This is a genomic window from Xanthomonas sp. WHRI 6106 (assembly GCF_040202405.1).
Taxonomy (GTDB): Bacteria; Pseudomonadota; Gammaproteobacteria; order Xanthomonadales; family Xanthomonadaceae; genus Xanthomonas; species Xanthomonas cannabis.
Genome location: NZ_JBEGFC010000001.1, coordinates 650540 through 674867, shown reverse-complemented (window position 1 = coordinate 674867; position 24328 = coordinate 650540). Strand labels below are relative to the sequence as shown.

Sequence of the window (24328 nt, the reverse complement as noted above, 5' to 3'; positions counted from 1 at the left end):
AGCCTGCGTCCCCACAGACCACCATTCCTGCAGTCATTGTGCATGCATCAGGCAGCGGTCGCGACCGGACGCGAGCGATCCTGCAGCCAACCGCTCCAGGAACCGGCGTACACCCGCGCACCGGGCAGCCCGGCCACTTCAAGCGCCAGCAGCAGGTGGCAGGCCGTCACCCCGGAGCCGCACATCACTACCGCCTGCTCGGGCCGGTACGCGCCCAGCAGCGCAGACAGTTCCGCATGCAGTTCCTCGGCCGGCTTGAAGCGGCCATCGCGCAGGCTCAGCCCCAACGGACGACTCATCGCGCCCGGCACGTGGCCGGCCACCGGATCGATCGGCTCCAGCTCGCCGCGAAAGCGCTCTCCCGCGCGTGCGTCCAGCAGCCATCCCGGCGCCTGCCCCAGCCGCGCCAGGATGTGCTCGGCGTCGACCACCGCAGCGCTGTCGAAGCTACCCGGGCACGCAGGCCCCTCGTGCTGCTCCGGCTGCTCGCCGGTTTCCGGCAAGCCGGCAGCGCGCCACGCAGCCAGCCCGCCATCGAGCACCGCCACGCGCCGATGCCCCATCAGGCGCAGCATCCACCACGCGCGCGCGGCCGCCATGCTGCCGTCGCCCGCGTCGTAGACCACCACCTGACTCGCCGGATCGATGCCCCACCCGCCCAGGCGGCGGGCGAAATCGGCGGCATGCGGCAACGGATGCCGCCCCTGACCGGGGCGCGACAGGTCGGCCAGGTCGTCGTCCAGATCGGCATGAAACGCGCCGGGCAAATGCCCTTGCGCATACGCCTTGCGTGCGGCCTCCGGGTCCGGGGCAGTCGGTGGCGCGGCGCGCGCATCCAGCACGCGCACCTGCGGGTGCGCCAACGTGCTCGCCAGCGTGCTGACGTCCACCAACGTGGTCCAGTTTGGATCGACACTCATGCAACCTGCTCCAGGCGACGACGAAGATTGAGAAGAATGGCCGCGGTGGCGCCCCAGATGCGCTGCCCGGGCCAGTCGTATTCAAGCACGCGGCGTGGGCGCCCGCGAAATTCCAGTTCCACGCTGCGCAGATTGTCCGGGTCCATCAAGTAGGCCAGCGGCACTTCGAAGACCTCGGCCACCTCATCCGGCTGCGGCACCGCGACGAAGGCAGGATCGACCACTGCCACCACCGGCGTCACCCGGAATCCGCTCACGGTCAGGAATGGGTCCAGATAGCCCAGCGCGTGCACCTGCTGCGTACCGAGGGCGATTTCCTCGCAACTTTCGCGTAATGCGGCCGCGGCCGCGTCGGCATCGGACGGCTCCATCCGCCCCCCCGGGAAACTGACCTGCCCGGCATGGTGGCGCAGGCTGTCGGTGCGCCGGGTCAGCAGCACCGTCGTGCCCTGCGCGCGTGGCACCAGGCCGCACAGCACCGCCGCTTCGGCAGACGCGCCTCCCTCGCTCAGATCGATCAGTTCGGCATGGTTCCAGCCCGGCCCGGCAGGCGCGGTATCCAGCGGGTACAGCGCGCGTCGCAGCTGCGCGTACTCGGGCAATGCGGCAACCAGGCCCCGTGCCGGCAAGACTGTGTGCAACAACTCCTGGCGTTCGACGTCACTCATGCTCATCCAGCGTGCGATTTCATCCAGGCTGCGCAGGCAGCCGACACAGTGCGATTGCGCGTCCAACGAACATACACCGATACATGGACTGGGCAGAGACCCAGCGGCCGCGTCGGTGGCGCTCATCGTTTGCTGCTGCAGACGCGGTGTGGGACGTTCATCGATCTCTTCAGGCACCTTGGCCGGGCCAAAAACGACAACGCCGGCCTGTTGGCCGGCGTTGTCAGTGCAACAGCAACCGCAGTTACTTGACGCTGACCAGCTTGATCTCGAACTGCACGGCCACGTTCGGCGGGAACGGCGTGCGCGGATCGGCGCCATAGGCCTGCTCCGGCGGCAACGTCACTTCCCACTTCGAGCCGGACGGCATCTGCAGCAGCGTTTCGCGCATGGCCTTCATTTCGACTTCGCTGACCTTGATGGCCGGGATCTGCTGCGCCGGGCGCGCCTTCTCGCGGTCGCCGAAAGGATACGGACCGGCCACTTCCAGCTGCACGGTGCTGGCCTGGGTCGGCTTGGCACCCTTGCCTGCTTCGATTACGCGGTACTGCACGCCGCTCGGCAGCGTCTGTACGCCAGCGGCGCTCTTGTTCTTGGCCAGGAACGCATCGCTCTTGGTCTTGTTGGCGGCAGCGGCCTTGTCGTACTCGGCCTTGGCCTGCTGTGCACGGCCCTGCTCACGCTTCTGGAACGCTTCGACAGCCGGCTTCAGCTGGTCGGCGGTGATCGCCGGCTGCTTCTTGGCATAGGCGTCCTGCAGACCCTTTACCACCGAGTTGATGTCGAGCTGCTCGCCGCGACCGGTGAGCTCGGCAAGGTTATTGCCGTAGTCGTAACCGAAGTAATAGCTCAACTTGCCCTTTTCGGACGTCGTGTCCTGGGCCAGTGCATTGCCCGTCAGGGCCAGGGCCGCCACAGCGACCGCGATAGAACGCAACTTCATCAAACAATTCTCCAGGGTGGTGGCACAGGACGGGTCTGCCGCCTGAGATGACGCGCTAGGATAGCGGCCGCGATACCGAACCGCTACTTATCACGAAAGCTAGGACCAGCAAGGCTTTCGGAAGTTCCGCATTTACTATTTTTTTACGTTCTCAAGGGTTTTCGATGTCCAGCCACGTCATTTTGCTCGCCGATCACGCCAATGTCCGGACCATTACGGTCAATCGCCCGGACAAGCTGAACGCCTTGAACCGCGACACCATGCTGGCACTGGATCAGGCCTTCGCAGACGCCGCGAGCGCCGACGATGTGCGCGTGGTGATCCTCACCGGTGCCGGTCCCAAGTCGTTCGTGGCCGGCGCGGACATCGCCGAGATGAGTGAGCTGTCGGCCATGGAAGGCCGTGCGTTTTCGCTGGTCGGGCAGCAGTTGATGCGCCGCATCGAACGCATGCCCAAGCCGGTGATCGCCATGGTCAACGGGTTTGCGCTTGGCGGCGGCCTGGAGCTGGCCATGGCCTGCCACCTGCGCATTGCCGCAGCGACCGCACGGCTCGGGCAACCGGAAATCAATCTCGGCCTGATCCCCGGCTTCGGCGGCACCCAGCGCTTGCTGCGCCTGACCGGACGCGCTGCAGCGCTGGAGCTGTGCCTGCTCGGCCAGCCGATCGATGCGGCGCGTGCGCTGCAACTCGGGCTGGTCAACCGGGTGGCCGAGCCGGACGCCTTGCAGGACGAAACCCTGGCACTGGCGCAGCGGCTGGCCACCGCCGCACCGCTGGCATTGCGCGGCATCCTGGACGCGGTGGTGTTCGGCGGAGAATGCGGGATGGAAGAAGGCCTGCAACTGGAAACCGCGCAATTTGCGCTGTTGTTTGCCAGCGAGGACATGCGCGAAGGGACCCGCGCCTTCCTCGACAAGCGCGCTGCCCACTTCAGCAACCGCTGACATCGCCATGACGCTCGACCCCATCCCGGCACCGCGTCCGTTGCTCTTGCAGTTGTTCGATTGTGTGGTGGCCGACGATCTCGACCGTGCGCTGGCGCTCGGCTTGATGGCGTACCTGCCCGACCCGCAGCACGACGCCCTGGACGCCAACTGCGCGCAGGTGTGCGCCACGTTGCTGGCCGCACAACGGCGCTTGCGCGATGCCTGGGCGGCACGCGAGCGCTATCGCGCACGTACCGCGCGCCTGCAACGCCGCGCCGCCGAACGCGATGCACGCAGGGCGCCCGCCCCGACGCCCAGCCAGCCGGCAGCACCGGCATTGCCGCCGCTGGCCGCTGCCATCCTGGCGCGCGCCAAGGCAAAAGCCGCCGGCGGAGCGCAGCCATGAACGCGACGCAGGCAACTCCGCCGGCACGGCGCGGCAGCAGCATGCGCAAGCCCGAAATACAGGAGATGTTCGAGCGCCTGCGCGAACTTAATCCGCACCCGACCACCGAGCTGGAATACACCACCCCGTTCGAGTTATTGATCGCCGTACTGCTGTCGGCACAAGCCACCGATGTCGGCGTCAACAAGGCCACCCGCAAGCTGTATCCGGTGGCCAATACCCCGCGCGACATCCTGGATCTGGGCGAAGAAGGCCTGAAGCGCTACATCGCGACCATCGGCTTGTTCAACGCCAAGGCCAAGAACGTCATCGCCACCTGCCGCATCCTGCTGGAGCAGTACGGCGGCGAAGTGCCGCACGATCGCGCTGCCTTGGAGGCATTACCCGGAGTGGGCCGCAAGACCGCCAACGTGGTGCTCAACACCGCCTTCGGCGAACCGACCATGGCGGTGGATACGCATATCTTCCGCGTCGCCAACCGCACCGGCCTTGCACCCGGCAAGGACGTGCGCGCCGTGGAAGACGTACTGGTCAAGGTCATTCCTGCGCAGTTCCTGCATGACGCACACCACTGGCTGATCCTGCACGGCCGCTACGTCTGCAAGGCACGCAAACCCGACTGCCCCGGCTGCGTGATCCATGACCTCTGCCGCTACCGCGACAAGACCCCCGCACCGGCCGAACGGCCGACAACGCCCACAGGCTGAGCAGTCGCGCCACCGCAAAAAGCAACCCACCGCCTGACTCCGAGCAATCGCCTCACCAGCGCGACCGCTGCGTTTGCGAATCCCAAATCCCGATTCCCCAATCCCGGCTCAAAAAAATCGCGACCGGATGATGCGTCTTTCGGCGCCATGCATCATCCGGTCACGACAGGGATCACCCGGCGCGTACGCCGGGCAGGTACAGCAGGTTATGCAGCCTTGGCTTGCTCGACGCGCTTGTCGACCAGCACGCTGTCAACGCTCGGCTGACCTTCGACGCGCCGGTCCAGCTCCTTCCAGTCCACCACCAGCTCGCAACCACGCGAAGCCGCGTTGCGGCTCCAGTCGCGCAGCAACTCGATGCAGGCATGGTCGACGTGATGCAGCTTGGCCACGTCCAGGTGCAGCGCGGTGTTCGGCGGCACGCTTTCCAGCGTCCGCGCCATGGCCGGCACCTTCAGGAAGGTGGCCGAGCCCTGCAGGGTCAGGTGCATTTCGTCCTTCTTGTCAGCGTGCTCGCGCACTTCGACCTTCAGACGCGAGGAATGCAGCGCAAGACGGAACAGCGACAGGCCGAAGCCGATCAAAACGCCGGTCAACAGGTCGGTCGCCACGATCGCGAAGGTGGTCGCCAGGTAGATCGCCGCGGTGCCACGACCGTAGGTCGCGAGCTCCTTGACCTGCCCGATCTTGATCATCTTCACGCCCGTGTAGACCAGGATGCCGGCCAGACACGCCACCGGCGTCATCCGCAGCAGCCACGGCAACAGCATCGCGAACACCAGCAGCCAACCGCCATGCAGGATGGTCGACGTACGCGTGGCAGCACCAGCCTGCACGTTGGCCGCACTGCGCACGATCACGCCGGTCATCGGCAGTGCACCCAGGAAGCCGCACAGCATATTGCCCACACCTTGCGCCGCCAGCTCACGGTCGTACTGCGTGCGCGCCCCCTGATGCATGCGATCCACCGCCGCCGCCGACAGCAGCGTTTCGGCGCTGGCGATGAAGGCGAAGGTCACCGCCGACACCAGCAACGTGTGGTTGAACACACCAAAGATGTCGGAAAGGCTGGGGATGCTGATCGCCGAGAACAGGTTGGTCGGCACGTCGACCTTGTTGACGTTCAAGCCCTGCAACTGCACCGTTGCCGTCACCGCCACCACCGCGATCAACGCACCCGGCAGGAAGCGCAGACGCTGCGGACGCAGCTTGTCCCAGGCCAGGATGATGCCGATCGTGGCCAGACCCACCAACAGTGCGGTACGGCCGGTGCCCTCGCTGATGGCCTGCCACAACACGGCCGGCAGTGCAGCGAAGTTTTCCAGACCACGCGCCTTGGGCGCGGCGTCCATCAACACGTGTGCCTGCGAAGCCACGATCAGGATGCCGATGCCCGACAACATGCCGGCCACCACGGCCGGCGACGTCATCCGGAACCACACGCCTGCCCGGCACAGACCGGCGACCAGCTGGATGGCACCGGCCACCAGGATCACTTGACCGAGCGCGGCGGCGCCGTGCTCTCGCACCAGTTCGAACACCAACACAGCAAGGCCGGCGGCCGGACCGCTCACCTGCAAGGGAGAGCCCGCCAGAAAGCCAACGACCAGCCCACCGATGATGCCGGTGATCAGACCTGTGGCCGGCGGCATTCCGGACGCGATCGCAATACCCATGCACAACGGCAGCGCGACAAGAAAGACCACCACGGACGACAACAAATCACGCCCGAACAGCCCCTGACGGAAATATCCGCCGATACCTGATGTGTTCATGATCGACTCCGTCAGGCGAGTTCAGCGCGGACGACTTGCTGCAGTCGCGGACGCGGAGTGGCTTCGGGGGTGCTCTCGGCCAGCAACGGACGGAAGCCACCCTTCTCGGCATCGAAGGCGCGGATCTCGCCGTGGGCGATGTCGTAGATCCAGCCATGGATGCGCAAGGTGCCGGCGGCCAGACGCGCGGCCACCACCGGCTGCGTGCGCAGGTGGTCCAGCTGCGAGACCACGTTCTCTTCGGTCATGCAGCTCAGTGCGTCCTGGCTGGCCGGATCGTGCCCGTGATGCGCTGTGACGTGACGCGCCGCATCGGTGTGCTTGAGCCACGCCGCCACGGACGGGACGTCTTCCAGCGATTCCGGCTTGAGCACCGCCTTCATCGCGCCGCAATCGGTATGACCACAGATCACGATGTGACGCACGCCAAGCACGGCGATGGCGTACTCGATCGCCGCCACCACGCCGCTGACGTGCTGCGAGTACGGCGGCACCACGTTGCCGATATTGCGATAGACGAACAGTTCACCGGGTTGCGCGGAGAAGATCAGCTCCGGCATGACGCGCGAATCGGCGCAGGTAATGAACAGCGTGTGCGGGCTCTGGCCGCCTGCCAGTTCCTGAAAGCGCGCACTCTGGCGCGGATAGACTTCCTTACGGAAATGACGAAAACCTTCAAGCAAACTTTCCATGGGAGATTCCTCTGGGCAACGAATGGCCGTCCGCGGTGCAAACCGCGAATTGCAAAGACAAACAAATCAATCGGAAATCCGACGCAGGAAGCGCCGGGTGCAGCGACAACGGGGATCAGCCAAGCAGTGCGTTTGGAGGACGCAGTTGCGGGATCAGGTCGCGTTTTTGATTTGCCGGCGCGTGATGCGCGTGCCATGAGGGGGAGTACCGCGCCAGCATCGGCCAAGCTTGGGAGAGCAAGGGGATATCGTCTGCAGGCTGTGTATCGACTTGGCTTTGCGTATCGCCATCGTCCTGCGGATCTTCTGCTGCATCGCGTTGTTCGCCAGCATCCACCATCACCGCCAAACCATCGCCCACCAACGCATCCTGGACGCGCGTGTGTGCACTGGCGGCCGACCACGCGCTGAGCGCGAGCAAGCAGACCAGCAACAGTTGGAGGAATCGAGGAAACATGGCCTCGAAACTAACAATTTAGACGCGGCATGCGCAAGTGGTGCGTCGCACAAACTGACATATATGTTCAGCCTGCAATGGTGACGGTTCAGGTCGCCAGTGACGTAGCTCTCAGAACAGGCGGAACTGGCGTGATCAAAGCTCTGTCATAAACCAGCTGCGTTCAGATTTTTGACACACGACGACACAGTTGAAACGACCGTAAACTCTTGTCTTTATTGGCAAAAATCAATTGTGACGTTTCTATCGTCTTGTCACATTAACGCCACTTTCACGCCATAGCCTGCGCCCAATTTCTCAGGTCGCAAGGCATCTATGAAACTCGCTCCCACCCTGCTTGGTTCCGCGCTGCTGCTGGCACTGGCCGCCCCTGCAGCACACGCCGAGATCGCCATCGATGTGATCGGTGGCTCGGAGATCTCGCTGGAAGGCCTGGTCCAGGCCGACGGCAACTGGTTTCACAACGATGTGCAGGACCTCAACGGTCCAATCGGTGCCAATGGCGACAATTCCGAGTTCAGCATCCGCCGCGCCGAGCTGGTGCTCAAGGGCAAGGGCCCGGGCAATTTCGAATGGGTGGCCGGGTACGACCCGAGCGTGCTGAAGGACGTCACCATCCGCGGCACCACCATCCGCAGCACCGGGCGGTTCCTGGACAACAACATCAAGTACAAGTTTGGCGGCAACGCCAACAACTACCTGCAGGTGGGCCAGTTCAAGCAGCCCAACAGCCTGGAAGAACTGTCCAGCACCAAGAACAACGACTTCGTCTCCAAGGCGTCGGTGACCAATACCTATGGCATTTCGCGCCGCCTGGGCATGGCCTACGGCATCGGCGACAACAACTGGAGCGTGACGGCCAGTGCGTTCGGCCGTGAACTGACCCGCAACCAGGCCCACGGCAGCGGCTATGGGGCGCGCGGCACCTGGGCACCGATCAACGAAACCGGCGACGTGCTGCACTTCGGCCTCAGCTACCTCGGGTACGACACCGACGACGACACCCTGCGCCTGCGCGCGCGCCCGGATGCCGACCTGACCACGATCCGCCTGATCGACAGCGGCGCCATCACCAATGTGGACCGCGTGGGCGTCGCGGGGGCAGAGGCGATGTGGGTCACCGGGCCGTTCAAGCTGCAGAGCGAATATTTCCAGGAAACCGCCAAGCGTATCGGCACCAACGCGCAGGACTACAAGAGTGATGGCTGGTACGTCAGCGGCGTCTGGAACATCACCGGCGAGACGTGGGGCTACAAGGCCGGCGCGCCCACCACCCCGCTGCCCAACGAACCGGCGTCGGGCATGTGGCAGCTGGCGATGCGCTACGACACCCTCGACCTCAACGATGGCCATCTGATTGCCAACGGCAACACCCCGTTCGTGGACGGCGTGCTGGGCGGCAAGATGGATGTGTGGACGATCGGTGCCAACTGGTACTGGCGCTCCAACTTCAAGCTGGCGCTCGACTACGCCAAGGTGGAAAGCACCCGTTACGGCAGCGCCACGCGCGGACTGGTGGACGACAACCCGTCGATCATCGAGGCGCGCGCGCAGTTCTATTGGTAAGCCTGCGACCGCGCCGGGCGCCAGGCGGCTCGCCAGAGCCCGCAGGGTGCCGCCTGATTGCCCCGCCCGACCCGGCGTGCCATCGCACGCCCGCGTCACCCGCCTGTCATTTACCCGACATCGCGCGGTCATGCCCCTGCACTGCAATGGCACGACCGCGGGACGTCCCGATCCCTACCCTATCTGGAGCTGTTCCGTGATCCACTCCTTCAAGACCCGCCTGGCCGTCGGCATGCTCGCCGCGTCGCTGGCACTGTGTGCCCAGGCCGCCGATGTCACCGGCGCCGGTGCGTCGTTCATTTACCCGGTGATGTCCAAGTGGTCGGCCGACTACAACGCCGCCACCAAGAAGCAGGTCAACTATCAGTCGATCGGTTCGGGCGGCGGCATTGCCCAGATCAAGGCGGCCAGCGTGGACTTCGGCTCTTCCGACGCCCCGCTCAAACCGGAAGAACTGGCCGCTGCCGGGCTGGCGCAGTTCCCGTCGGTGATCGGCGGGGTGGTGCCGGTGGTCAACGTGCCGGGCGTCGCTGCCGGTGCGCTCAAGCTCGACGGCAAGACCCTGGGCGACATCTTCCTGGGCAAGGTCAGCACCTGGAACGACCCAGCAATCGCCGCGCTCAACCCGGGCATGAAGCTGCCCGACGGCAAGATCACCGTAGTGCACCGCTCCGACGGTTCGGGCACCAGCTTCAACTTCACCAATTACCTGTCCAAGGTCAATGCCGACTGGAAGGGCAAGGTCGGCGAAGGCACCGCAGTGCAGTGGCCGACCGGCATCGGCGGCAAAGGCAACGAGGGTGTGGCCGCGTACGTGAAGCAGATCAAGGGCGGCATCGGCTATGTCGAGCTGTCGTATGCGCTGCAGAACAAGATGGCCTTCACTGCGATGAAGAACGCCGCCGGCAAGTTCGTGCAGCCGTCCGATGAAACCTTCGCCGCTGCCGCCAACAGCGCCGACTGGGCCACCTCCAAGGATTTCTACCTGGTGATGACCAATGCTGCGGGCGACAACGCCTGGCCGATCACGGCGACCAACTTCATCCTGGTGCAGAAGAAGCCGAAGAATCCGGCCGGCCTGAAGAACACGCTGGAGTTCTTCCGCTGGGTCTACAGCAAGGGCGATGCACAGGCCAAGCAGCTGGACTATGTGCCGCTGCCGGACAGTCTGGTGAGCCAGATCGAGGCCTATTGGGCCAAGACCCTCCCGCGCTAAGCACAGCCAGGGCAGCGGGCGGGCAGGCGTTCCACCGCTCGCCCGGCCGCCGAGCAAGGCAACAACCTGTCACAGGAACGGCGCCGTCTCTCTCCCCGGCGTCGGGACCGGGACGCGGATCCCGGAGGGTGCGATGCCCTCCGTGGTCCGCGTCTTTTTTGTGATGCCTTCGCCAGAAGGCACTGTCATGCACGTGTAACAAAAACATCATTTCATAGCGTGGTCTGCCGGACACCCGGCCAATCCAGCCTCGGAGCTTCCATGAAATTGCAGTCGGCCAGCCTGACCGCCCTGTCCCTCACCATCGCCCTTGCCCTGGCCGCATGCTCCCCGGGCAAGGACGCGCAGTCCGGCGATGCCGCCAAGGGCGCTCCCAGCGCAGGCGCCACCGCAGGCGACAGCACATCTGCCGAAATCTCCGGCGCCGGCGCCTCCTTCATCTACCCGCTGGTGTCCAAGTGGTCGGCCGACTACAACGCCGCCACCGGCAACAAGGTCAACTACCAGTCGATCGGCTCCGGCGGCGGCATTGCCCAGATCAAGGCCGGCACGGTGGATTTCGGTTCGACCGACAAGCCGCTGGACAGCGCCGAGCTGCAGCAGGCCGGCCTGGGCCAGTTCCCGTCCGCGATCGGCGGCGTGGTGCCGGTGGTCAATCTGGAAGGCATCGCCCCGGGCAAGCTGCGCCTGACCGGCGCGCTGCTGGGCGACATCTTCCTGGGCAAGGTCACCATGTGGAACGACGCGGCCATTGTCGCGGCCAACCCGGGCGTGACCCTGCCCGCCACCAAGATCAACCTGGTGCACCGTTCGGATGGCTCGGGCACCACCTTCAACTTCTCCAACTACCTGTCCAAGGTCAGCCCGGAGTGGAAGAGCAAGGTCGGCGAAGGCACCTCGGTGCAGTGGCCGGGTGGCGTGGGTGGCAAGGGCAATGAAGGCGTGGCCTCGTACGTGCAGCAGATCAAAGGCTCGATCGGCTATGTCGAACTGGCCTATGCGCTGCAGAACAAGATGCCGTACACCTCGCTGCAGAACGCGGCTGGCCAGTGGGTCGAGCCGAATGCGGAAAGCTTCGCCGCCGCCGCTGCCAGCGCCGACTGGGCCAACGCCAAGGATTTCAACCTGGTGATCACCAATGCACCCGGCGAGAAGGCGTGGCCGATCACCGCCACCAACTTCATGCTGATGCACAAGCAGGCCAAGGATGCTGCGCGCAGCAAGGCGACCCTGGACTTCTTCAAGTGGGCGCTGGAAAACGGCCAGACCCAGGCCAGCGAACTGCATTACGTGCCGCTGCCGCCGGAGCTGGTGAAGCAGATCCAGGCCTATTGGGGCAGCGAGTTCAAGTAATGCCTGCATCCCGCCTGCAGGGCGGGCTGCGCGGCGGCGAGGTGCCTGACGGCGCCTCGCCGTTCCTGATGTCTCACGCTCCCGCACTGCGCGGGTGACGAGTTCAATCGAATGAATGCCACCGCACTTCCCGAAGCGATGACCGCACCCCGCGGCCGCGACCTGCGTGATGCGCGCGCCGATCGCCTGTTCAAGCTTGCGCTGGCCGCCACCGTCGTCTTTGTGCTGCTGGCACTGGGCAGTGCGGCGCTGTCGATGTTGTGGGGCGGACGCCATGCCTTGCAGATGCAGGGCCTGAGCTTTTTCTATTCGGCCGACTGGAACCCGGTTGAAAACAAGTATGGCGCGCTTGCGCCGATCTACGGCACGTTGGTCACGGCGTTGATCGCGATGGTGATTGCGGTACCTGTGAGCTTCGGCATCGCGTTCTTCCTGACCGAAGTGGCGCCGCGCTGGTTGCGCGGCCCGGTCGGCACCGCGATCGAACTTCTGGCCGGCATCCCGTCGATCATCTACGGCATGTGGGGCCTGTTCGTACTGGTGCCGGTGATGACCGAGCACGTGACGCCATGGCTCAACGATCACCTCGGCACGCTGCCGTTGATCGGCCCGTTGTTCCAGGGCCCGCCGCTGGGCATCGGCCTGCTGACCGCCGGTTTCGTGCTGGCGATCATGGTGATTCCCTTCATCTCTTCGGTGATGCGCGAAGTGTTCCTGACCGTGCCCACGCGCCTGAAGGAATCGGCATACGCGCTGGGCTCGACCAAGTGGGAGGTGAGCTGGGACATCGTGCTGCCCTACACCCGCTCGGCGGTGATCGGCGGCGTGTTCCTGGGACTGGGCCGTGCGCTGGGCGAAACCATGGCGGTGGCCTTCGTGGTCGGCAACACGGTGCGGCTTTCGCCCTCGCTGCTGGAACCGGGCACCACCATCGCCGCGTTGATCGCCAATGACTTCGGCGAGGCTACCGAAACCTATCGTTCGGCCCTGTTGCTGCTGGGTTTCGTGTTGTTCATCGTCACCTTCATCGTGCTGGCCATTGCACGCTTCATGCTGATGCAGCTGTCGCGTCGGGAGGGCAACTGATGTCTGCCTCTTCGGTATCGCAATCCCTCTACAACCGCCGCCGGGTGACCAACGCGATTGCGTTGCTGCTGTCGTGCGTCACTGCGTTGTTCGGTCTGTTCTTTCTGGCCTGGATCCTGTGGACGCTGTTGTCCAAGGGCGTGCCAGGCATCGACCTCAACCTGTTTACCAAGATGACGCCGCCGCCGATGCAGGAAGGTGGCTTGCTCAATGCCTTCTTCGGCAGTGCGGTGATGTGCGGGCTGGCGCTGGCGATCGGCACCCCGCTGGGCGTGGCCGCCGGCACCTGGCTGGCCGAGTACGGCAATGCGCGCAAGGCCGGCATTGTGGTGCGTTTCGTCAACGACATCCTGCTCTCGGCGCCGTCGATCGTGCTGGGCCTGTTCGTCTACACCTTGTACGTGATGCAGACCGGCGGGCGGTTTTCAGCGTTTGCCGGCGCCCTGTCGCTGGCCTTCATCGTGCTGCCGGTGGTGGTACGCACCACCGACGAAATGCTGCGACTGGTGCCGGCGCAGATGCGCGAAGCGGCGTTGTCGCTGGGCATTCCGCAGTGGAAGGTGACCGTGCAGGTGCTGTATCGCAGCGCCTCGGCCGGCATCGTCACCGGCGTGTTGCTGGCGCTGGCGCGCATCAGCGGCGAAACCGCACCGCTGCTGTTCACCGCGTTCGGCAATCAGTACTGGAACAGCAACATCTTCCAGCCGATGGCCAGCGTGCCGGTGATCATGAATCAGTTTGCCGGCAGCCCGTACGAGTCCTGGCAGACGCTGGCCTGGTCCGGTGCGCTGGTGCTGACCGTGTTCGTGTTGTTGGTGAGCCTGGGCGCACGTGCCCTGCTACTGCGCAACAAGATTTCCAATGACTGACCTATCTTTCCGGACACCCGACATGAACGATCTCCAAAACGCCACGCCGATGCATCGCATCGCTGTTCCGGCCGCGAAGGGGGCGCCAACGGCGCAGGCGCCGGTGAAGGTGGCCGCACGCAATCTGGATTTCTATTACGACAAGTATCACGCGTTGAAGGGCATCAACATCGAAATCCCGGAAAAGCGCGTCACCGCGCTGATCGGACCTTCCGGCTGCGGCAAATCGACCCTGCTGCGCATCTTCAACCGCATCTACGCGCTGTACCCGAAGATGGAAGCGCGCGGCGAGGTGCTGCTGGACAACGAAAACATCCTGTCGCCGAAGTACCCGATGAACCGCCTGCGCAGCAAGGTGGGCATGGTGTTCCAGAAGCCCGTGCCGTTTCCGATGACCATCTTCGAGAACGTGGCCTACGGCATCCGCCACCACGAAAAACTGTCCAAGGCCGACATGCAGGACCGCGTCGAACAGGCGCTGCGCCAGGGCGCGCTGTGGGACGAGGTCAAGGACAAGCTGGGACAGAGCGCGCTGGGGTTGTCCGGTGGCCAGCAGCAGCGTTTGTGCATCGCACGCGCGGTGGCATTGCGCCCGGACGTGCTGCTGCTGGACGAACCGACCTCGGCGCTGGATCCGATCTCCACCAGCCGTATCGAGCAACTGGTGGAAGAGCTCAAGCGCGACTACACCATCGTGATCGTTACCCACAACATGCAGCAGGCCGCCCGCGTGTCCGACTACACCGCCTTCATGTATCTGGGCGACCTGATCGAGCACGACCGCACCGAGACCATTTTTTCGCAGCCCTCCAAGCAACAGACCGAGGACTACATCACCGGCCGGTTCGGGTGATGCAAGGCGACGCACCGTAACGCCCGCATTGAAGCAGCTCCGTCACCTGCCGTGCCCGGCGCATTCGGCGGGGTGGCAGACATCCACCACGGCCATGTAATCGAGACCACGATGAACCAGCACCTCAACGACCATATCGTCAAAAGCTACGACGAGGAGCAGCACCGTCTTGTCGCCGAGATCGTGCGCATGGGCGACACGGCGGTGGCGCAGCTGGAGGCGGCGCTGGACGTGGTGGAACGGCGCGACGACCACGCCGCACATCGCATCGTGGTCAACGACGAGGCGATCGACGCGCTGGAACATGCGATCAGCCACGACGTGATGCGGCTGGCATTGCGCGGGCCGATGGCGCGCGACCTGCGCGAGATCCTGGCCGGCCTGCGCATCCCGGCCGATATCGAGCGCATCGGCGATTACGCGGCCAACGTGGCCAAGCGCTCGATCGCGCTGAACTCGGCGCCACCGCTGCCGCAGACTGTGGGCCTGCGCGCGCTCGGGCAGATGGCGGCCGATGCGGTGCGCGCGGCGGTGCAGGCGTACCGCGACAAGGACGCCAATGCCGCGATCCGCGTGCGCGACGAAGACGCACGGCTGGATGCACAGTACACCGCGCTGTTCCGCGAGTTGCTGACCTACATGATGGAAGACCCGCGCAATATCACCCCGTGCACGCATCTGCTGTTCATGGCCAAGAACCTGGAACGCATCGGCGACCACGCCACCAACATCGCCGAAAACGTCTGGTTTCTGGTGCATGGCGAACAGCCGTTGCCGCCACGCCTCAAGCGCGACGACACCAGCAGCACCGGCGTCATCTGAGCGCTGGCGGCGCTGCGCGGCAGCGGGCCCCTTGCTGGCGGCAGCTGCCGGGAACGCCTTGTGAGCTGCACTGGCAGGCCAGCCGCCGGCGCGCCAGACCAAAGGCGCACGCAAGGCGCGCCTCGCGCCGTCGAGCCCCGGGGTGTGACCTGCTAGGCTATGCGGATGAACGAACCGGTCGACCCACAGCCTGCCCGCGCCATCCTGCCCATGTCGCGGCGCTTCCGCGGCTATCTGCCCGTCGTGGTGGACGTGGAGACCGGCGGCTTCGACTGGAACCGGCACGCCTTGCTGGAAATTGCCTGCGTGCCGATCGAAATGGACGACGAGGGCCGCTTCTTCCCCGGGCAGACCGCCAGCGCGCATCTGGTGCCGGCGCCCGGGCTGGAGATCGACCCCAAGTCGCTGGAAATCACCGGCATCGTGCTCGACCATCCCTTCCGCTTTGCCAAGCAGGAAAAGGACGCCTTGGACCACGTCTTCGCCCCGGTACGCGCCGCGGTGAAGAAGTACGGCTGCCAGCGCGCGATCCTGGTCGGCCACAACGCGCATTTCGATCTGAATTTCCTCAACGCGGCAGTGGCGCGCGTGGGGCATAAACGCAATCCGTTTCATCCTTTCAGCGTGTTCGATACGGTGACGCTGGCCGGCGTGGCCTATGGCCAGACCGTGCTGGCGCGTGCCGCGCAGGCTGCGGGTCTGGACTGGAACTCGGCCGATGCACACAGCGCGGTCTACGACACCGAGCAGACCGCGCGGCTGTTCTGCACGATCGCCAATGCCTGGCCGGGGCCTGTTTAGGTCGGGATTCGGGATTCGGGATTGGCAGGAGCGCGCGGTTTTCGGGCTGCGCGATCGTTCCCGCTTGCGCTACGAACAGTTGCCGACATGCAACTCGCGTCGTCTTATGCAGGCATGCACTTGCCGTCGGATTGGAGGCATCGTTTCCTGCAAGGCTCAGGTCTTCCGCCCGCGACAGAGAAGCGCCGACGCAGCGCTTCACGAATCCCCAATCCCCAATCCCGGCCTCTAACCCACCCAGATCTGGTCGCGCCCCGCGCTCTTGGCCTGGTAAAGCGCCTGGTCGGCGCGTTGCATCAACGATGAGCCGGTGTCGTCATCGCGCAGTGCGGTCACCCCGGCACTGAAGGTCACTTGCAGCCCTTCCACGCCGCCCCAGTCGCTGCGCGCATGGAAGCGCGTGCGAATGCGTTCGCACAGCGCCTGTGCATCGTGCAATGCGGTGTCGGCCAGCAGCAGCGCAAACTCTTCGCCACCAAGACGGGCGGGCAGATCCGAGGCGCGTGCAGCGGCGGTGAGCAATGCGCCCACCTCGTGTAGCACCGCATCGCCACTGGCATGCGAATGCCGGTCGTTGATGCGCTTGAAATGATCGATATCCAGGATCGCCAGCACCAATGGGCGCCCGCTGCGCCGTGCGCGGCTGATGTCGCGCGCCAGTGCTTCGTCGAAGTGGCGACGGTTGGGCAGCCCGGTCAGTACATCCTCGTGCGCCTGGCGCTCGAACACGTCGGACTTGATGCGCAGGCGAGTCAGCAATTCGCTCTTTTCCTGATTGGCCTGCAGCAGACGCTGGGCCTGCATCTGCAAATCCTGGGTGCGCTTGCGCACCAGTTCGGCCAGGCGCGCGTTGTGGGTCTTGTAGCGATGCAACAGCACCCGGTACAGCAGGGTGAGCGCAAGAATCGCGCCCAGCGCCGCAGCAATGCGCACATCGCGGCGCTGCCACCACAGCGGCAGCACGTCGAAGGTCCAGCGCGCCTCCTGCGGGCTCCACGCGCCGCCCGGGTGACGTGCGGCCACACGCAAGGTGTAGTGGCCCGGCGGCAGGCCGATGAATTCCACGCTGCGCTGCCGGCCGCGCGCGATCCAGACATTGTCCAGGCCGTCCAGACGGGTGCGGTACTCGATGCGCTCGGACAGCAGAAAGCTCATGCCCACATACGAGACATTGAGCCGGTAGCCGCCAGGCAGTTGCGCCTGCTGGCGCCATGCCAGCGGGCGGCCATCCTGTTGCACGCTTTCGATCAACGCCGGCGGCGGGCGACGTTCGCGAAACCGCTGCAGGCGCGCGGGATCGACCGTGCTCACGCCACCAGCGGTGACCACCCAGACCGACCCGTCCGCACGTTCGATCATGCTGGGGCCGGAACTGCCGTTGGCCTGCGCATTGCCCATGCCATCGATCTCGCCATAACGCTCGATGGCGAGCGTGCCGTGCCCATCGGCAACCGCATTGAGCGCGGCAAACCCGGTCCGCAACATGCCACGGTTGCTGCTGATCCACGCGTTGCCGAAGCGGTCCTCGACGAGCTGGAACACCGTGTCCACCGGCATGCCCTGCTCCAGACCCACGCGTGCGAGGCTGCCGCCGCGTGCGCGGTACAGGCCGCGATCGGTGGAGATCCACACCGCATCGCCAATGGACTGAAAGCCGAACACGCTGCGCGCGCCGCCCAGGCGTTCCAGGTCCAGTTGCCGCAGCGTGCCGTCGCGCAACACTGCCGCGCCATCGACCGATCCGATCCACAGCGCGCCATCGATGCTGGCCAACGCGGTCACCACGCCGTCGGGTAGGCCCTGGACCGTCACCGGCACGCGCTTGCCCTCCACCAATCGCACGACGCCGCGTTGCGTCGCCAGCCACACCACATCCTGCGCATCGACCGCGATGGCCCGGATATGGCCGCTGGGAATGCCTTCGGCGTCGCCGTAATGTCGTAAGACACGACCATCGCGCAGCACGAAGACTCCGTCGGCGTAGGTCCCGACCCACAGGTCGCCATGCCGATCCAGCGCCAGGCTGAGCACCGACAGCCGCCGCCCCGACGGTGTGGCAACCGGCACCGGCACGACGCGGCCATCCGGCAGCATGCGATCCAGACCGGCGGTACTGGCGATCCACAGGCTGCCATCGCGGTCTTCCAGCACCGCGCGCGCATAGTCGCCGCTCAGCCCATCGCGCTGGCTGTAGCTGCTGAACAAGGTCTCGCGCAGCCGAAACAGGCCACCGTTGGCGCCCACCCAGATGCTGCCTTCGGCATCCTCGCGCAGGCTGACGATCCGCCCGGTGGGCAGGCTGCGACCTGCCGCCAGATGCTCCACGCCATGACTGCCGATCCGCAGCAGGCCCTGGTTTTCGCTGCCCAGCCAGAGGTCGCCATTGCGGTCCTGCAGCATCGCGGTGAAATGGCCCTGCCCCGGCAGCCGGTGCACCAGCACTGCCCGCTCGTCGTGCAGGCGGAACAGCTGCTCGCCGGCAACCACCCACACCGTGCCGTCCGGCGCGCGATAAGGCCACGCCAGGCCTGGCGGCAGACCGAAGGCGGCCGGCGCGCGGTGCATGCGTCCATCCGGCTCGCGATAGATCAAGCCATCCAGCGTGCCGATCAACAAGCGGCCCTGGCCGTCGAACAGCATGCGCGGAAAACTGCTCTGCAGCGGCACGCCGTCACGCGGCGGGAAATAGTCGAAGCGTCCATCCGGCCACAGACATCCCAGCCCGTGGCCTTCGAACAACAGCCACATGCGGCCATCCGAATCCATCGTCATCGCATGGATCAGCGCCTGCGGCCATTGGCCCGTGCGTTGCCATTGCCGCCATTGCCCGTCGGCACCGTGACGCACCAGATTGCCGCGCGCATCGCTGAGCCAGAGCGCGCCATCGCGGTCCACATACAGCGCACCGACCCCGTTATCGGGCAGCCCCGGGCGCGTGCTGCGATCGATCACGCTGAATTCCAGGCCGTTGTAGCGCACCAGGCCTTCCCAGGTGGCGAACCACAGGTAACCGTCGCGGGTCTGGGCAATGTCGCGCAGCGAGTTGTGCGGCAGGCCGTTGCGCGAACTCCAGCTGTCGATCGCGTAATCGCGCAGGGACGCCGTGCCGGCCGGCGCGGCGATCGCTGCGGCCGAAGACAATGCCAACAGCAGGCAGAGGCCGACACCAAGCCAGTGCCGCCACTGCCAATACCGTCGTGCCGACGCCAGGTCGGCGTCCCAGTTCTCGCCCATGCCGCGGGCGCCCACCCCAAGATTCATCAGACATGACATACCGTTAACTGACGATATGGTAGGCAAAAAGCGCCCGGCGCGTTGAGCGGGCACCGGCCTGGTGCCGAAACGCCTGCTATGACGGCGTTGTCGCGCCCCGGTGTCGCTGTGCCAGTAACGGAAACGCCGCAATCTGCGCAGATTGCAGCGTCGGTCCACGCAGCTACGCGACGGTGTCGGATGCCGCCGGCAGCGATTGCGGCAAAGGCCACAGGGTGCCGTTGGCTCCCCTTGCCGCTTGCCTTCAGGCGCCCAGCCGCTGGCGCACGGCCTCGAACAGGGTCACGCCAGTTGCCACCGACACGTTCAGGCTCTCGATATCGCCCGGCATCGGAATCTTGACCAGGCCATCGCAGTGCTCGCGGGTGAGACGGCGCAGGCCATCGGCCTCGCCACCGAGCACCAGCCCGACATTGCCGCGCAGGTCCACGCTGTACAACGAGGCATCGGCCTCCCCCGCCAATCCGTACAGCCACACGCCCTGCTTCTGCAGATCGCGCAGGCAGCGCGCCAGGTTGGTGACCGCCACCACCGGAATGCGGTCGGCGGCGCCGGCCGAGGTCTTGCGCACGGTGGCGTTCACCGTGGCCGACTTGTCCTTGGGGATGACCACCGCAGTGACACCGGCAGCCGCGGCGCTGCGCAGGCAGGCGCCCAGGTTATGCGGGTCCTGCACACCATCGAGCACCAGCACCAGCGCGCGCCCCTGCGCCGCTTCGACCAGCCCTTCCAGCTCGTTCTCGGCCCACAGGCGCGCGGCGGCGTAGCGTGCCGCCACCCCCTGGTGACGGACCTGCCCACCCACGCCGTCCAACGCCTGGGTATTGACCCGGCGCACGTCGATGCCCTTGCGGCGTGCCTGTTCTTCGATCTCGGTCAGGCGCGGGTTCTTGCTGCCGGCCTCGATCAAGACCTCGCGCACGTTGTCGGCGTCGTTCTCGACGGACGAGGCGACAGCGTTGACGCCGACGATCCACTGGTTCTGCTTGCTCATTGCGCGGGCATACGAAGAAATGTGGGGGAATGGTAGGGCCTGCGGCCTGCCACGTCACGGCCGGGCGTGGATCGCTTGCGCACGATGCCCAAACGCCGGGCGGCGATGCCGCTGATGCCTGTTGCAGTGGCGCGAGGCTGGCGACAACACGCGGAGGGGGGCTATGTCAGCCCCTGCACGTCTGCCGCAGCTCGAACCACGGTGATGGCCGTTGACTCTCGCGCTGCCGCAGCTGTTACTGGTGAGCCGCGCCCCTGGCCGGCAACGGAAGGCTCGACAACCGTTGCGCAGGGTTGGCTGCGGCACGCCAACACATCGGTGTTGGCTGCGGCACGCCAACACATCGGTGCTCCGCACGTCCTTGCAAGGTTTGCAGCTCGCGCAGCGCCAACGACTGGCAGCGAACTGCGCCACGTTGCCGGCAACGTGGATGGCACCTGGATGCAAGTTGACCTTGGGCCGTTACTTACACCGGCCACCGCTCGGTGTCGTGGTCCGGATGCTTCCGCGAGACCAGCGAAGCCTGGAATGCGTCTGCGGCGGCATCGTCTTCTGTGCGTCGTGTCGGCAACTGCGCCAACGCATCGACAAACGGCAGCTTGCGTTCCAGGCCGTATTGAATGTGCGGCGGCAACCGCTCCGGCGTGTCGAATGCGCCGGCGGCGATTGCCACGCCATCGGGCGCTTCATAGGTCAGCGGCGTGCCGCAATCGGCGCAGAAACCGCGCTGTACCACCGACGAGGAGGCGAAGCGCTTGGGCTCACCGCGGGTCCAGCGGAACGCGCTGCCGCGCACCGACACCAATGGCGCGTAATACGCCCCGAAGGCTTTCTGGCACATCCGGCAATGGCAGATCGACGCGTCGTCGAGCACGCCGCGCACGTGGAAACGCACGGCGCCGCATTGGCAACCACCGCTGTATTCGGAAGAGCTGTTCATCCTGCGCCCCGCTTGTCAGCTTGCAACGGATATCGCGACGACCCCAGCGCTCGCCGCGAGCCACCAGCCTGCACTACCGCGCCGGCACCTTGCGAGCGGCCCGTTCGACCGCCCGCAACGCCGACTTCAATTGGCCTTTTTCCTGCGCTTGGCCGGTTTCTCGCGTGGCGGCAGTGGCGCTTCGGGTGCTGCGCCATCCTCGGCCAGACGGAAGTCGATCTTGCGCTCTTCCATGCTGGCCTTGAGCACCAGCACGCGTACCGGATCGCCCAACCGAAATTCGCGGCCGCGGCGCTCGCCACTGAGCGTCTTGCGGATCGGGTCGAACTGGTAATAGTCCTGCGGCAACTGGGTGACGTGCACCAGGCCATTGACCTTTGACTGGGTCAATTCCACGAACAGACCAAAGCCTGTCACGCCACTGATGACGCCGTCGAACTGGCCACCGACGTGCTTTTCCATCCAGGCGGCGCGATAACGCTCATCCACTTCGCGCTCGGCTTCGTCGGCACGGCGTCCGCGCTCGGAACACTGCAGCGCCAACGCCGACATCTGCCGCGGGGTATAGATGAACTTGTCCGGGCTGGCCCCGGTCAAGGCATGCTTGATCGCGCGGTGCACCAGCAGATCGGGGTAACGGCGGATCGGCGACGTGAAGTGCGCGTACGCCTCCAACGCCAGACCGAAGTGACCGTTGTTCTCCGGCGAATACACCGCCAGGCTCTGGCTGCGCAGCAGCACCGACTCCAGCAACGCCGCGTCCGGGCGCGCGCGCACCTTCTTGAGCAGCTTGGTGTAGTCGCCGGGGCGCACCTTGCTCCACGCCGGCAGGCTGAGCTGGAACTCCTTGAGGAACTCCAGCAGGTCTTCAAACTTGCTCTCCGGCGGGCGCTCATGCACGCGGTACGGCGCGGGCACATGCATGCTCAGCAGATAGCGTGCCGCCTCGACGTTGGCGGCGATCATGCACTCTTCGATGAGCTTGTGCGCATCGTTGCGCACCAGCATGCCGGCCTGGGTCACCTCACCGGTGTTGTCGAGCACGAAGCGTACTTCGGAGGTTTCGAACTCGATCGCGCCGCGCTGCGTACGGGCCTTGGACAGCACGTGATACAGCTGATGCAGGCGCTGCACCTGCGGCAGCAGCGGGCCGATGAAGGCCTTGGTATCGGCGTCGTCTTCGCCGACCGCCTTCCAGACCTGGTTATAGGTCAGGCGTGCGTGCGAGTTCATCACCGCTTCGTAGAACCGCGAGCCGGTCACCTCGCCATCGCGCCCCACCTGCATGTCGCAGACGAAGCACATGCGGTCGACCTTGGGCATCAGCGAGCAAATGCCGTTGGACAATGTCTCCGGCAGCATCGGCACCACGAATCCCGGGAAGTACACCGAGGTGGCGCGTTTTTGCGCCTCGTCGTCCAGCGGCGTGCCAGGACGCACATAGTTGGACACGTCGGCGATCGCCACCACCAGGCGGAAGCCGTCGGCATTGGGTTCGCAATACACCGCGTCGTCGAAGTCCTTGGCATCCTCGCCATCGATGGTGACCAGCGGCATCTGCCGCAGATCCACCCGCCCGCCGATCATCTGCGGCTCGACCACCAACGGCACGGCGGCCGCTTCGTCCAGCACTTCCTGCGGAAATTCGTGCGGCAGCTCGTGGCCGTGGATGGCCATTTCCACCACCAGCGACGGGGTGAGCTTGTCGCCGAGCACCGCGATGATCTTGCCGATGGCCGGGCGGCGCGCGTCCGGCGGCGCGATCAGCTCGCACACCACCAACTGCCCTTCGCGCGCCTCGCCGATCCCATCCGGCGCAATCTGCACGTTGCGCTGGATGCGCTTGTCGTCCGGATCGACGTACGCCACGCCATGTTCGTAGAAAAACCGCCCGAGCATGCGCGACATGCCGCGCTCGAGCACGCGCGCAATGGCGCCTTCGCGACGGCCGCGGCGGTCGATGCCGGTGACGTTGGCCAACGCACGGTCGCCGTGCATGACCTTGCGCATCTCGAACGGCGGCAGGAACAGATCGTCACCGCCCTCGTCCGGCTTGAGGAAGCCGAAGCCTTCCGGATTGGCGATCACGACACCGGCAATCAGGCTGGTCTGCTGTACCGGCGCGTAGCCGCCACGGCGGTTCTGCACCAGCTGCGCTTCGCGCACCATTGCGGCCAGGCGCTTGCCCAGCGCATCGATGCGATCGCTCAGGTTGAGCTTGTCGGCGATCTCTTCAGCAGTCTGCGGGCCGTCGCAGGCATCGAGCAACTGCAGGATGGCCTCGCGGCTGGCAATGGGTTCGGCGTAGCGCAATGCCTCACGATCGGCATGCGGGTCCTTGAACCCGGCATTGCCGGCCTGGACTTCTTTCTGCTGGGCCGCCTCGTTCTGGAAACGTTCCGGCAGCGGCGCGGCAGGCCCGCTCTTGCGCGGGTGTGGTGCGCGGGGAGCCGCCGGCATGGGCAGCGCGTCCGATGGCTGTGAGGCTACGCCGGAGGCTTTATCGGCCGCGCGCTTGTTGGCGGCCTTGGTCGATGCACCGGCGGCGGCGCGAACCAGGAAGTCCGGCATCCAGCCTGGCAACTTCTGCTGCTCGGCGGTGCTGGACTCGGCTGCGCCGGTGGATTTGCGGCGACTCGGCCGATCGGAATCTGGAGTGTTTTTCTTTGTCATTGCCCTAATGGTACCCCCTGCGGTCCTGACGTGGGCGGCAAGGCCGGCCCGTCCAATGGCAATCGATGCAGGCAAGTTGTTGACAAGCCCGCCGGGAGTCTGCAAAATTCGCGGCTCACCTGCCCAGGTGGCGGAATTGGTAGACGCACTAGCTTCAGGTGCTAGCGGGGGCAACTTCGTGGAGGTTCGAGTCCTCTTCTGGGCACCAGTTTAAAAAGACCTCCGAGCGATCGGGGGTCTTCTGGTTTCTGGGCTACGGATAACGCTGGGCCCTGGTCGCTGCCGCGCCGCTCGCTGTTCTGCTGAGGCCCGGCACCGCGGTTGACCATGGTCATCGCAATCACCTCGCGCAGCGCAACCACTCAACCGTCACGTCACCGCGGGG

The 24328-nt window shown here is 65.5% G+C and carries 21 protein-coding genes and 1 tRNA gene; 12 read left to right on the top strand and 10 right to left on the bottom strand.

Annotated elements, in window-relative coordinates:
• Positions 1-47: 47 nt before the first annotated feature.
• The 3 genes from ABQZ09_RS03025 to ABQZ09_RS03015 form a co-directional block, all read right to left on the bottom strand.
• Positions 48-920, bottom strand: coding sequence for a sulfurtransferase (locus ABQZ09_RS03025; protein WP_349776081.1), 873 nt, complete (start codon positions 918-920; stop codon positions 48-50).
• Positions 917-1714 carry a CoA pyrophosphatase gene (locus ABQZ09_RS03020; protein ID WP_349776080.1) on the bottom strand — a complete coding sequence of 266 codons (798 nt, stop codon included), beginning with the start codon at positions 1712-1714 and terminating at the stop codon, positions 917-919. Before ABQZ09_RS03020 ends, ABQZ09_RS03025 begins: the two co-directional genes overlap by 4 nt.
• 118 nt (positions 1715-1832) lie before the next feature.
• On the bottom strand, positions 1833-2531 hold the full coding sequence (locus tag ABQZ09_RS03015) for an FKBP-type peptidyl-prolyl cis-trans isomerase (protein ID WP_039412898.1): 699 nt from the start codon (positions 2529-2531) through the stop codon (positions 1833-1835).
• 164 nt (positions 2532-2695) lie between these two features.
• On the opposite strand from ABQZ09_RS03015, the gene ABQZ09_RS03010 reads away from it, so the two are divergent.
• Genes ABQZ09_RS03010 through nth form a run of 3 tightly spaced genes read left to right on the top strand, consistent with a single transcriptional unit; the run spans position 2696 to position 4573 of the window.
• Complete coding sequence (locus ABQZ09_RS03010; protein ID WP_349776079.1) at positions 2696-3478, top strand: enoyl-CoA hydratase/isomerase family protein; 783 nt, start codon at positions 2696-2698, stop codon at positions 3476-3478.
• Positions 3479-3485: 7 nt separating this feature from the next.
• Positions 3486-3866 (top strand): hypothetical protein, encoded by a 381-nt coding sequence (locus tag ABQZ09_RS03005; RefSeq protein WP_349776078.1) that lies wholly within the window; start codon positions 3486-3488, stop codon positions 3864-3866.
• Positions 3863-4573: an endonuclease III gene (gene nth, locus ABQZ09_RS03000; RefSeq protein WP_349776077.1), complete on the top strand. Its 711-nt coding sequence runs from the start codon at positions 3863-3865 to the stop codon at positions 4571-4573. The genes ABQZ09_RS03005 and nth overlap by 4 nt, the downstream gene beginning before the upstream one ends.
• Before the next feature lie 206 nt (positions 4574-4779).
• Here nth and ABQZ09_RS02995 read toward each other — a convergent pair whose 3' ends face one another.
• The 3 genes from ABQZ09_RS02995 to ABQZ09_RS02985 all read right to left on the bottom strand — a co-directional run bounded on the left by ABQZ09_RS02995 (position 4780) and on the right by ABQZ09_RS02985 (position 7476).
• Positions 4780-6348: a SulP family inorganic anion transporter gene (locus ABQZ09_RS02995; protein ID WP_349776076.1), complete on the bottom strand. Its 1569-nt coding sequence runs from the start codon at positions 6346-6348 to the stop codon at positions 4780-4782.
• An 11-nt stretch (positions 6349-6359) separates the two neighbouring features.
• The gene (locus tag ABQZ09_RS02990; protein WP_005996719.1) at positions 6360-7040 is read right to left on the bottom strand and encodes a carbonic anhydrase; all 681 of its coding nucleotides are present in this window, start codon (positions 7038-7040) and stop codon (positions 6360-6362) included.
• Between the two features lie 115 nt (positions 7041-7155).
• Positions 7156-7476 carry a hypothetical protein gene (locus ABQZ09_RS02985; RefSeq protein ID WP_184554019.1) on the bottom strand — a complete coding sequence of 107 codons (321 nt, stop codon included), beginning with the start codon at positions 7474-7476 and terminating at the stop codon, positions 7156-7158.
• A gap of 336 nt (positions 7477-7812) precedes the next feature.
• Here ABQZ09_RS02985 and ABQZ09_RS02980 point away from each other — a divergent pair, with 336 nt between their 5' ends.
• The 8 genes from ABQZ09_RS02980 to rnt all read left to right on the top strand — a co-directional run bounded on the left by ABQZ09_RS02980 (position 7813) and on the right by rnt (position 16063).
• The gene (locus ABQZ09_RS02980; RefSeq protein WP_349776075.1) at positions 7813-9063 is read left to right on the top strand and encodes an OprO/OprP family phosphate-selective porin; all 1251 of its coding nucleotides are present in this window, start codon (positions 7813-7815) and stop codon (positions 9061-9063) included.
• A 196-nt stretch (positions 9064-9259) separates the two neighbouring features.
• Positions 9260-10279, top strand: coding sequence for a phosphate ABC transporter substrate-binding protein PstS (gene pstS / locus ABQZ09_RS02975; protein WP_184552071.1), 1020 nt, complete (start codon positions 9260-9262; stop codon positions 10277-10279).
• A 261-nt stretch (positions 10280-10540) separates the two neighbouring features.
• Complete coding sequence (gene pstS, locus ABQZ09_RS02970) at positions 10541-11632, top strand: phosphate ABC transporter substrate-binding protein PstS (RefSeq protein WP_184552073.1); 1092 nt, start codon at positions 10541-10543, stop codon at positions 11630-11632.
• A 111-nt stretch (positions 11633-11743) separates the two neighbouring features.
• Positions 11744-12718: a phosphate ABC transporter permease subunit PstC gene (gene pstC / locus ABQZ09_RS02965; RefSeq protein WP_039412879.1), complete on the top strand. Its 975-nt coding sequence runs from the start codon at positions 11744-11746 to the stop codon at positions 12716-12718.
• Positions 12718-13587 carry a phosphate ABC transporter permease PstA gene (gene pstA / locus ABQZ09_RS02960; protein ID WP_039412875.1) on the top strand — a complete coding sequence of 290 codons (870 nt, stop codon included), beginning with the start codon at positions 12718-12720 and terminating at the stop codon, positions 13585-13587. Before pstC ends, pstA begins: the two co-directional genes overlap by 1 nt.
• Before the next feature lie 22 nt (positions 13588-13609).
• Complete coding sequence (pstB, locus tag ABQZ09_RS02955) at positions 13610-14440, top strand: phosphate ABC transporter ATP-binding protein PstB (protein ID WP_039412872.1); 831 nt, start codon at positions 13610-13612, stop codon at positions 14438-14440.
• Positions 14441-14551: 111 nt separating this feature from the next.
• Positions 14552-15262, top strand: coding sequence for a phosphate signaling complex protein PhoU (phoU, locus tag ABQZ09_RS02950; RefSeq protein ID WP_039412869.1), 711 nt, complete (start codon positions 14552-14554; stop codon positions 15260-15262).
• Positions 15263-15421: 159 nt separating this feature from the next.
• A complete protein-coding gene (gene rnt / locus ABQZ09_RS02945; protein WP_081419347.1) occupies positions 15422-16063 on the top strand; it encodes a ribonuclease T in 642 nt (213 codons plus the stop codon).
• 228 nt (positions 16064-16291) lie between these two features.
• Here rnt and ABQZ09_RS02940 read toward each other — a convergent pair whose 3' ends face one another.
• From ABQZ09_RS02940 to rnr, 4 genes are all read right to left on the bottom strand, one after another.
• Positions 16292-19324, bottom strand: coding sequence for a diguanylate cyclase domain-containing protein (locus ABQZ09_RS02940; protein WP_349776074.1), 3033 nt, complete (start codon positions 19322-19324; stop codon positions 16292-16294).
• Between the two features lie 256 nt (positions 19325-19580).
• Complete coding sequence (gene rlmB / locus ABQZ09_RS02935; RefSeq protein WP_039412860.1) at positions 19581-20330, bottom strand: 23S rRNA (guanosine(2251)-2'-O)-methyltransferase RlmB; 750 nt, start codon at positions 20328-20330, stop codon at positions 19581-19583.
• Between the two features lie 466 nt (positions 20331-20796).
• The gene (locus tag ABQZ09_RS02930) at positions 20797-21270 is read right to left on the bottom strand and encodes a GFA family protein (protein ID WP_349776073.1); all 474 of its coding nucleotides are present in this window, start codon (positions 21268-21270) and stop codon (positions 20797-20799) included.
• 126 nt (positions 21271-21396) lie between these two features.
• Entirely contained in the window at positions 21397-23943 is a 2547-nt protein-coding gene (gene rnr / locus ABQZ09_RS02925) for a ribonuclease R (RefSeq protein ID WP_166743227.1), read from the bottom strand.
• Positions 23944-24064: 121 nt separating this feature from the next.
• Here rnr and ABQZ09_RS02920 point away from each other — a divergent pair.
• Positions 24065-24151: transfer RNA gene (locus tag ABQZ09_RS02920), tRNA-Leu, on the top strand.
• Positions 24152-24328: the final 177 nt, after the last annotated feature.

Bases quoted from the DNA above. Each gene is read 5' to 3' on its own strand.
- ABQZ09_RS02930 (WP_349776073.1), bottom strand. From the start codon at position 21,270: ATGAACAGCTCTTCCGAATACAGCGGTGGTTGCCAATGCGGCGCCGTG.
- ABQZ09_RS03010 (WP_349776079.1), top strand. From the start codon at position 2,696: ATGTCCAGCCACGTCATTTTGCTCGCCGATCACGCCAATGTCCGGACC.
- pstA (WP_039412875.1), top strand. From the start codon at position 12,718: ATGTCTGCCTCTTCGGTATCGCAATCCCTCTACAACCGCCGCCGGGTG.
- phoU (WP_039412869.1), top strand. From the start codon at position 14,552: ATGAACCAGCACCTCAACGACCATATCGTCAAAAGCTACGACGAGGAG.
- ABQZ09_RS02980 (WP_349776075.1), top strand. From the start codon at position 7,813: ATGAAACTCGCTCCCACCCTGCTTGGTTCCGCGCTGCTGCTGGCACTG.
- ABQZ09_RS03015 (WP_039412898.1), bottom strand. From the start codon at position 2,531: ATGAAGTTGCGTTCTATCGCGGTCGCTGTGGCGGCCCTGGCCCTGACG.
- ABQZ09_RS03005 (WP_349776078.1), top strand. From the start codon at position 3,486: ATGACGCTCGACCCCATCCCGGCACCGCGTCCGTTGCTCTTGCAGTTG.
- ABQZ09_RS02995 (WP_349776076.1), bottom strand. From the start codon at position 6,348: ATGAACACATCAGGTATCGGCGGATATTTCCGTCAGGGGCTGTTCGGG.
- nth (WP_349776077.1), top strand. From the start codon at position 3,863: ATGAACGCGACGCAGGCAACTCCGCCGGCACGGCGCGGCAGCAGCATG.
- pstC (WP_039412879.1), top strand. From the start codon at position 11,744: ATGAATGCCACCGCACTTCCCGAAGCGATGACCGCACCCCGCGGCCGC.
- ABQZ09_RS03020 (WP_349776080.1), bottom strand. From the start codon at position 1,714: ATGAGCGCCACCGACGCGGCCGCTGGGTCTCTGCCCAGTCCATGTATC.
- ABQZ09_RS02940 (WP_349776074.1), bottom strand. From the start codon at position 19,324: ATGAATCTTGGGGTGGGCGCCCGCGGCATGGGCGAGAACTGGGACGCC.
- pstS (WP_184552073.1), top strand. From the start codon at position 10,541: ATGAAATTGCAGTCGGCCAGCCTGACCGCCCTGTCCCTCACCATCGCC.
- ABQZ09_RS03025 (WP_349776081.1), bottom strand. From the start codon at position 920: ATGAGTGTCGATCCAAACTGGACCACGTTGGTGGACGTCAGCACGCTG.
- rnt (WP_081419347.1), top strand. From the start codon at position 15,422: ATGCGGATGAACGAACCGGTCGACCCACAGCCTGCCCGCGCCATCCTG.
- pstB (WP_039412872.1), top strand. From the start codon at position 13,610: ATGAACGATCTCCAAAACGCCACGCCGATGCATCGCATCGCTGTTCCG.
- rlmB (WP_039412860.1), bottom strand. From the start codon at position 20,330: ATGAGCAAGCAGAACCAGTGGATCGTCGGCGTCAACGCTGTCGCCTCG.
- rnr (WP_166743227.1), bottom strand. From the start codon at position 23,943: ATGACAAAGAAAAACACTCCAGATTCCGATCGGCCGAGTCGCCGCAAA.
- ABQZ09_RS02990 (WP_005996719.1), bottom strand. From the start codon at position 7,040: ATGGAAAGTTTGCTTGAAGGTTTTCGTCATTTCCGTAAGGAAGTCTAT.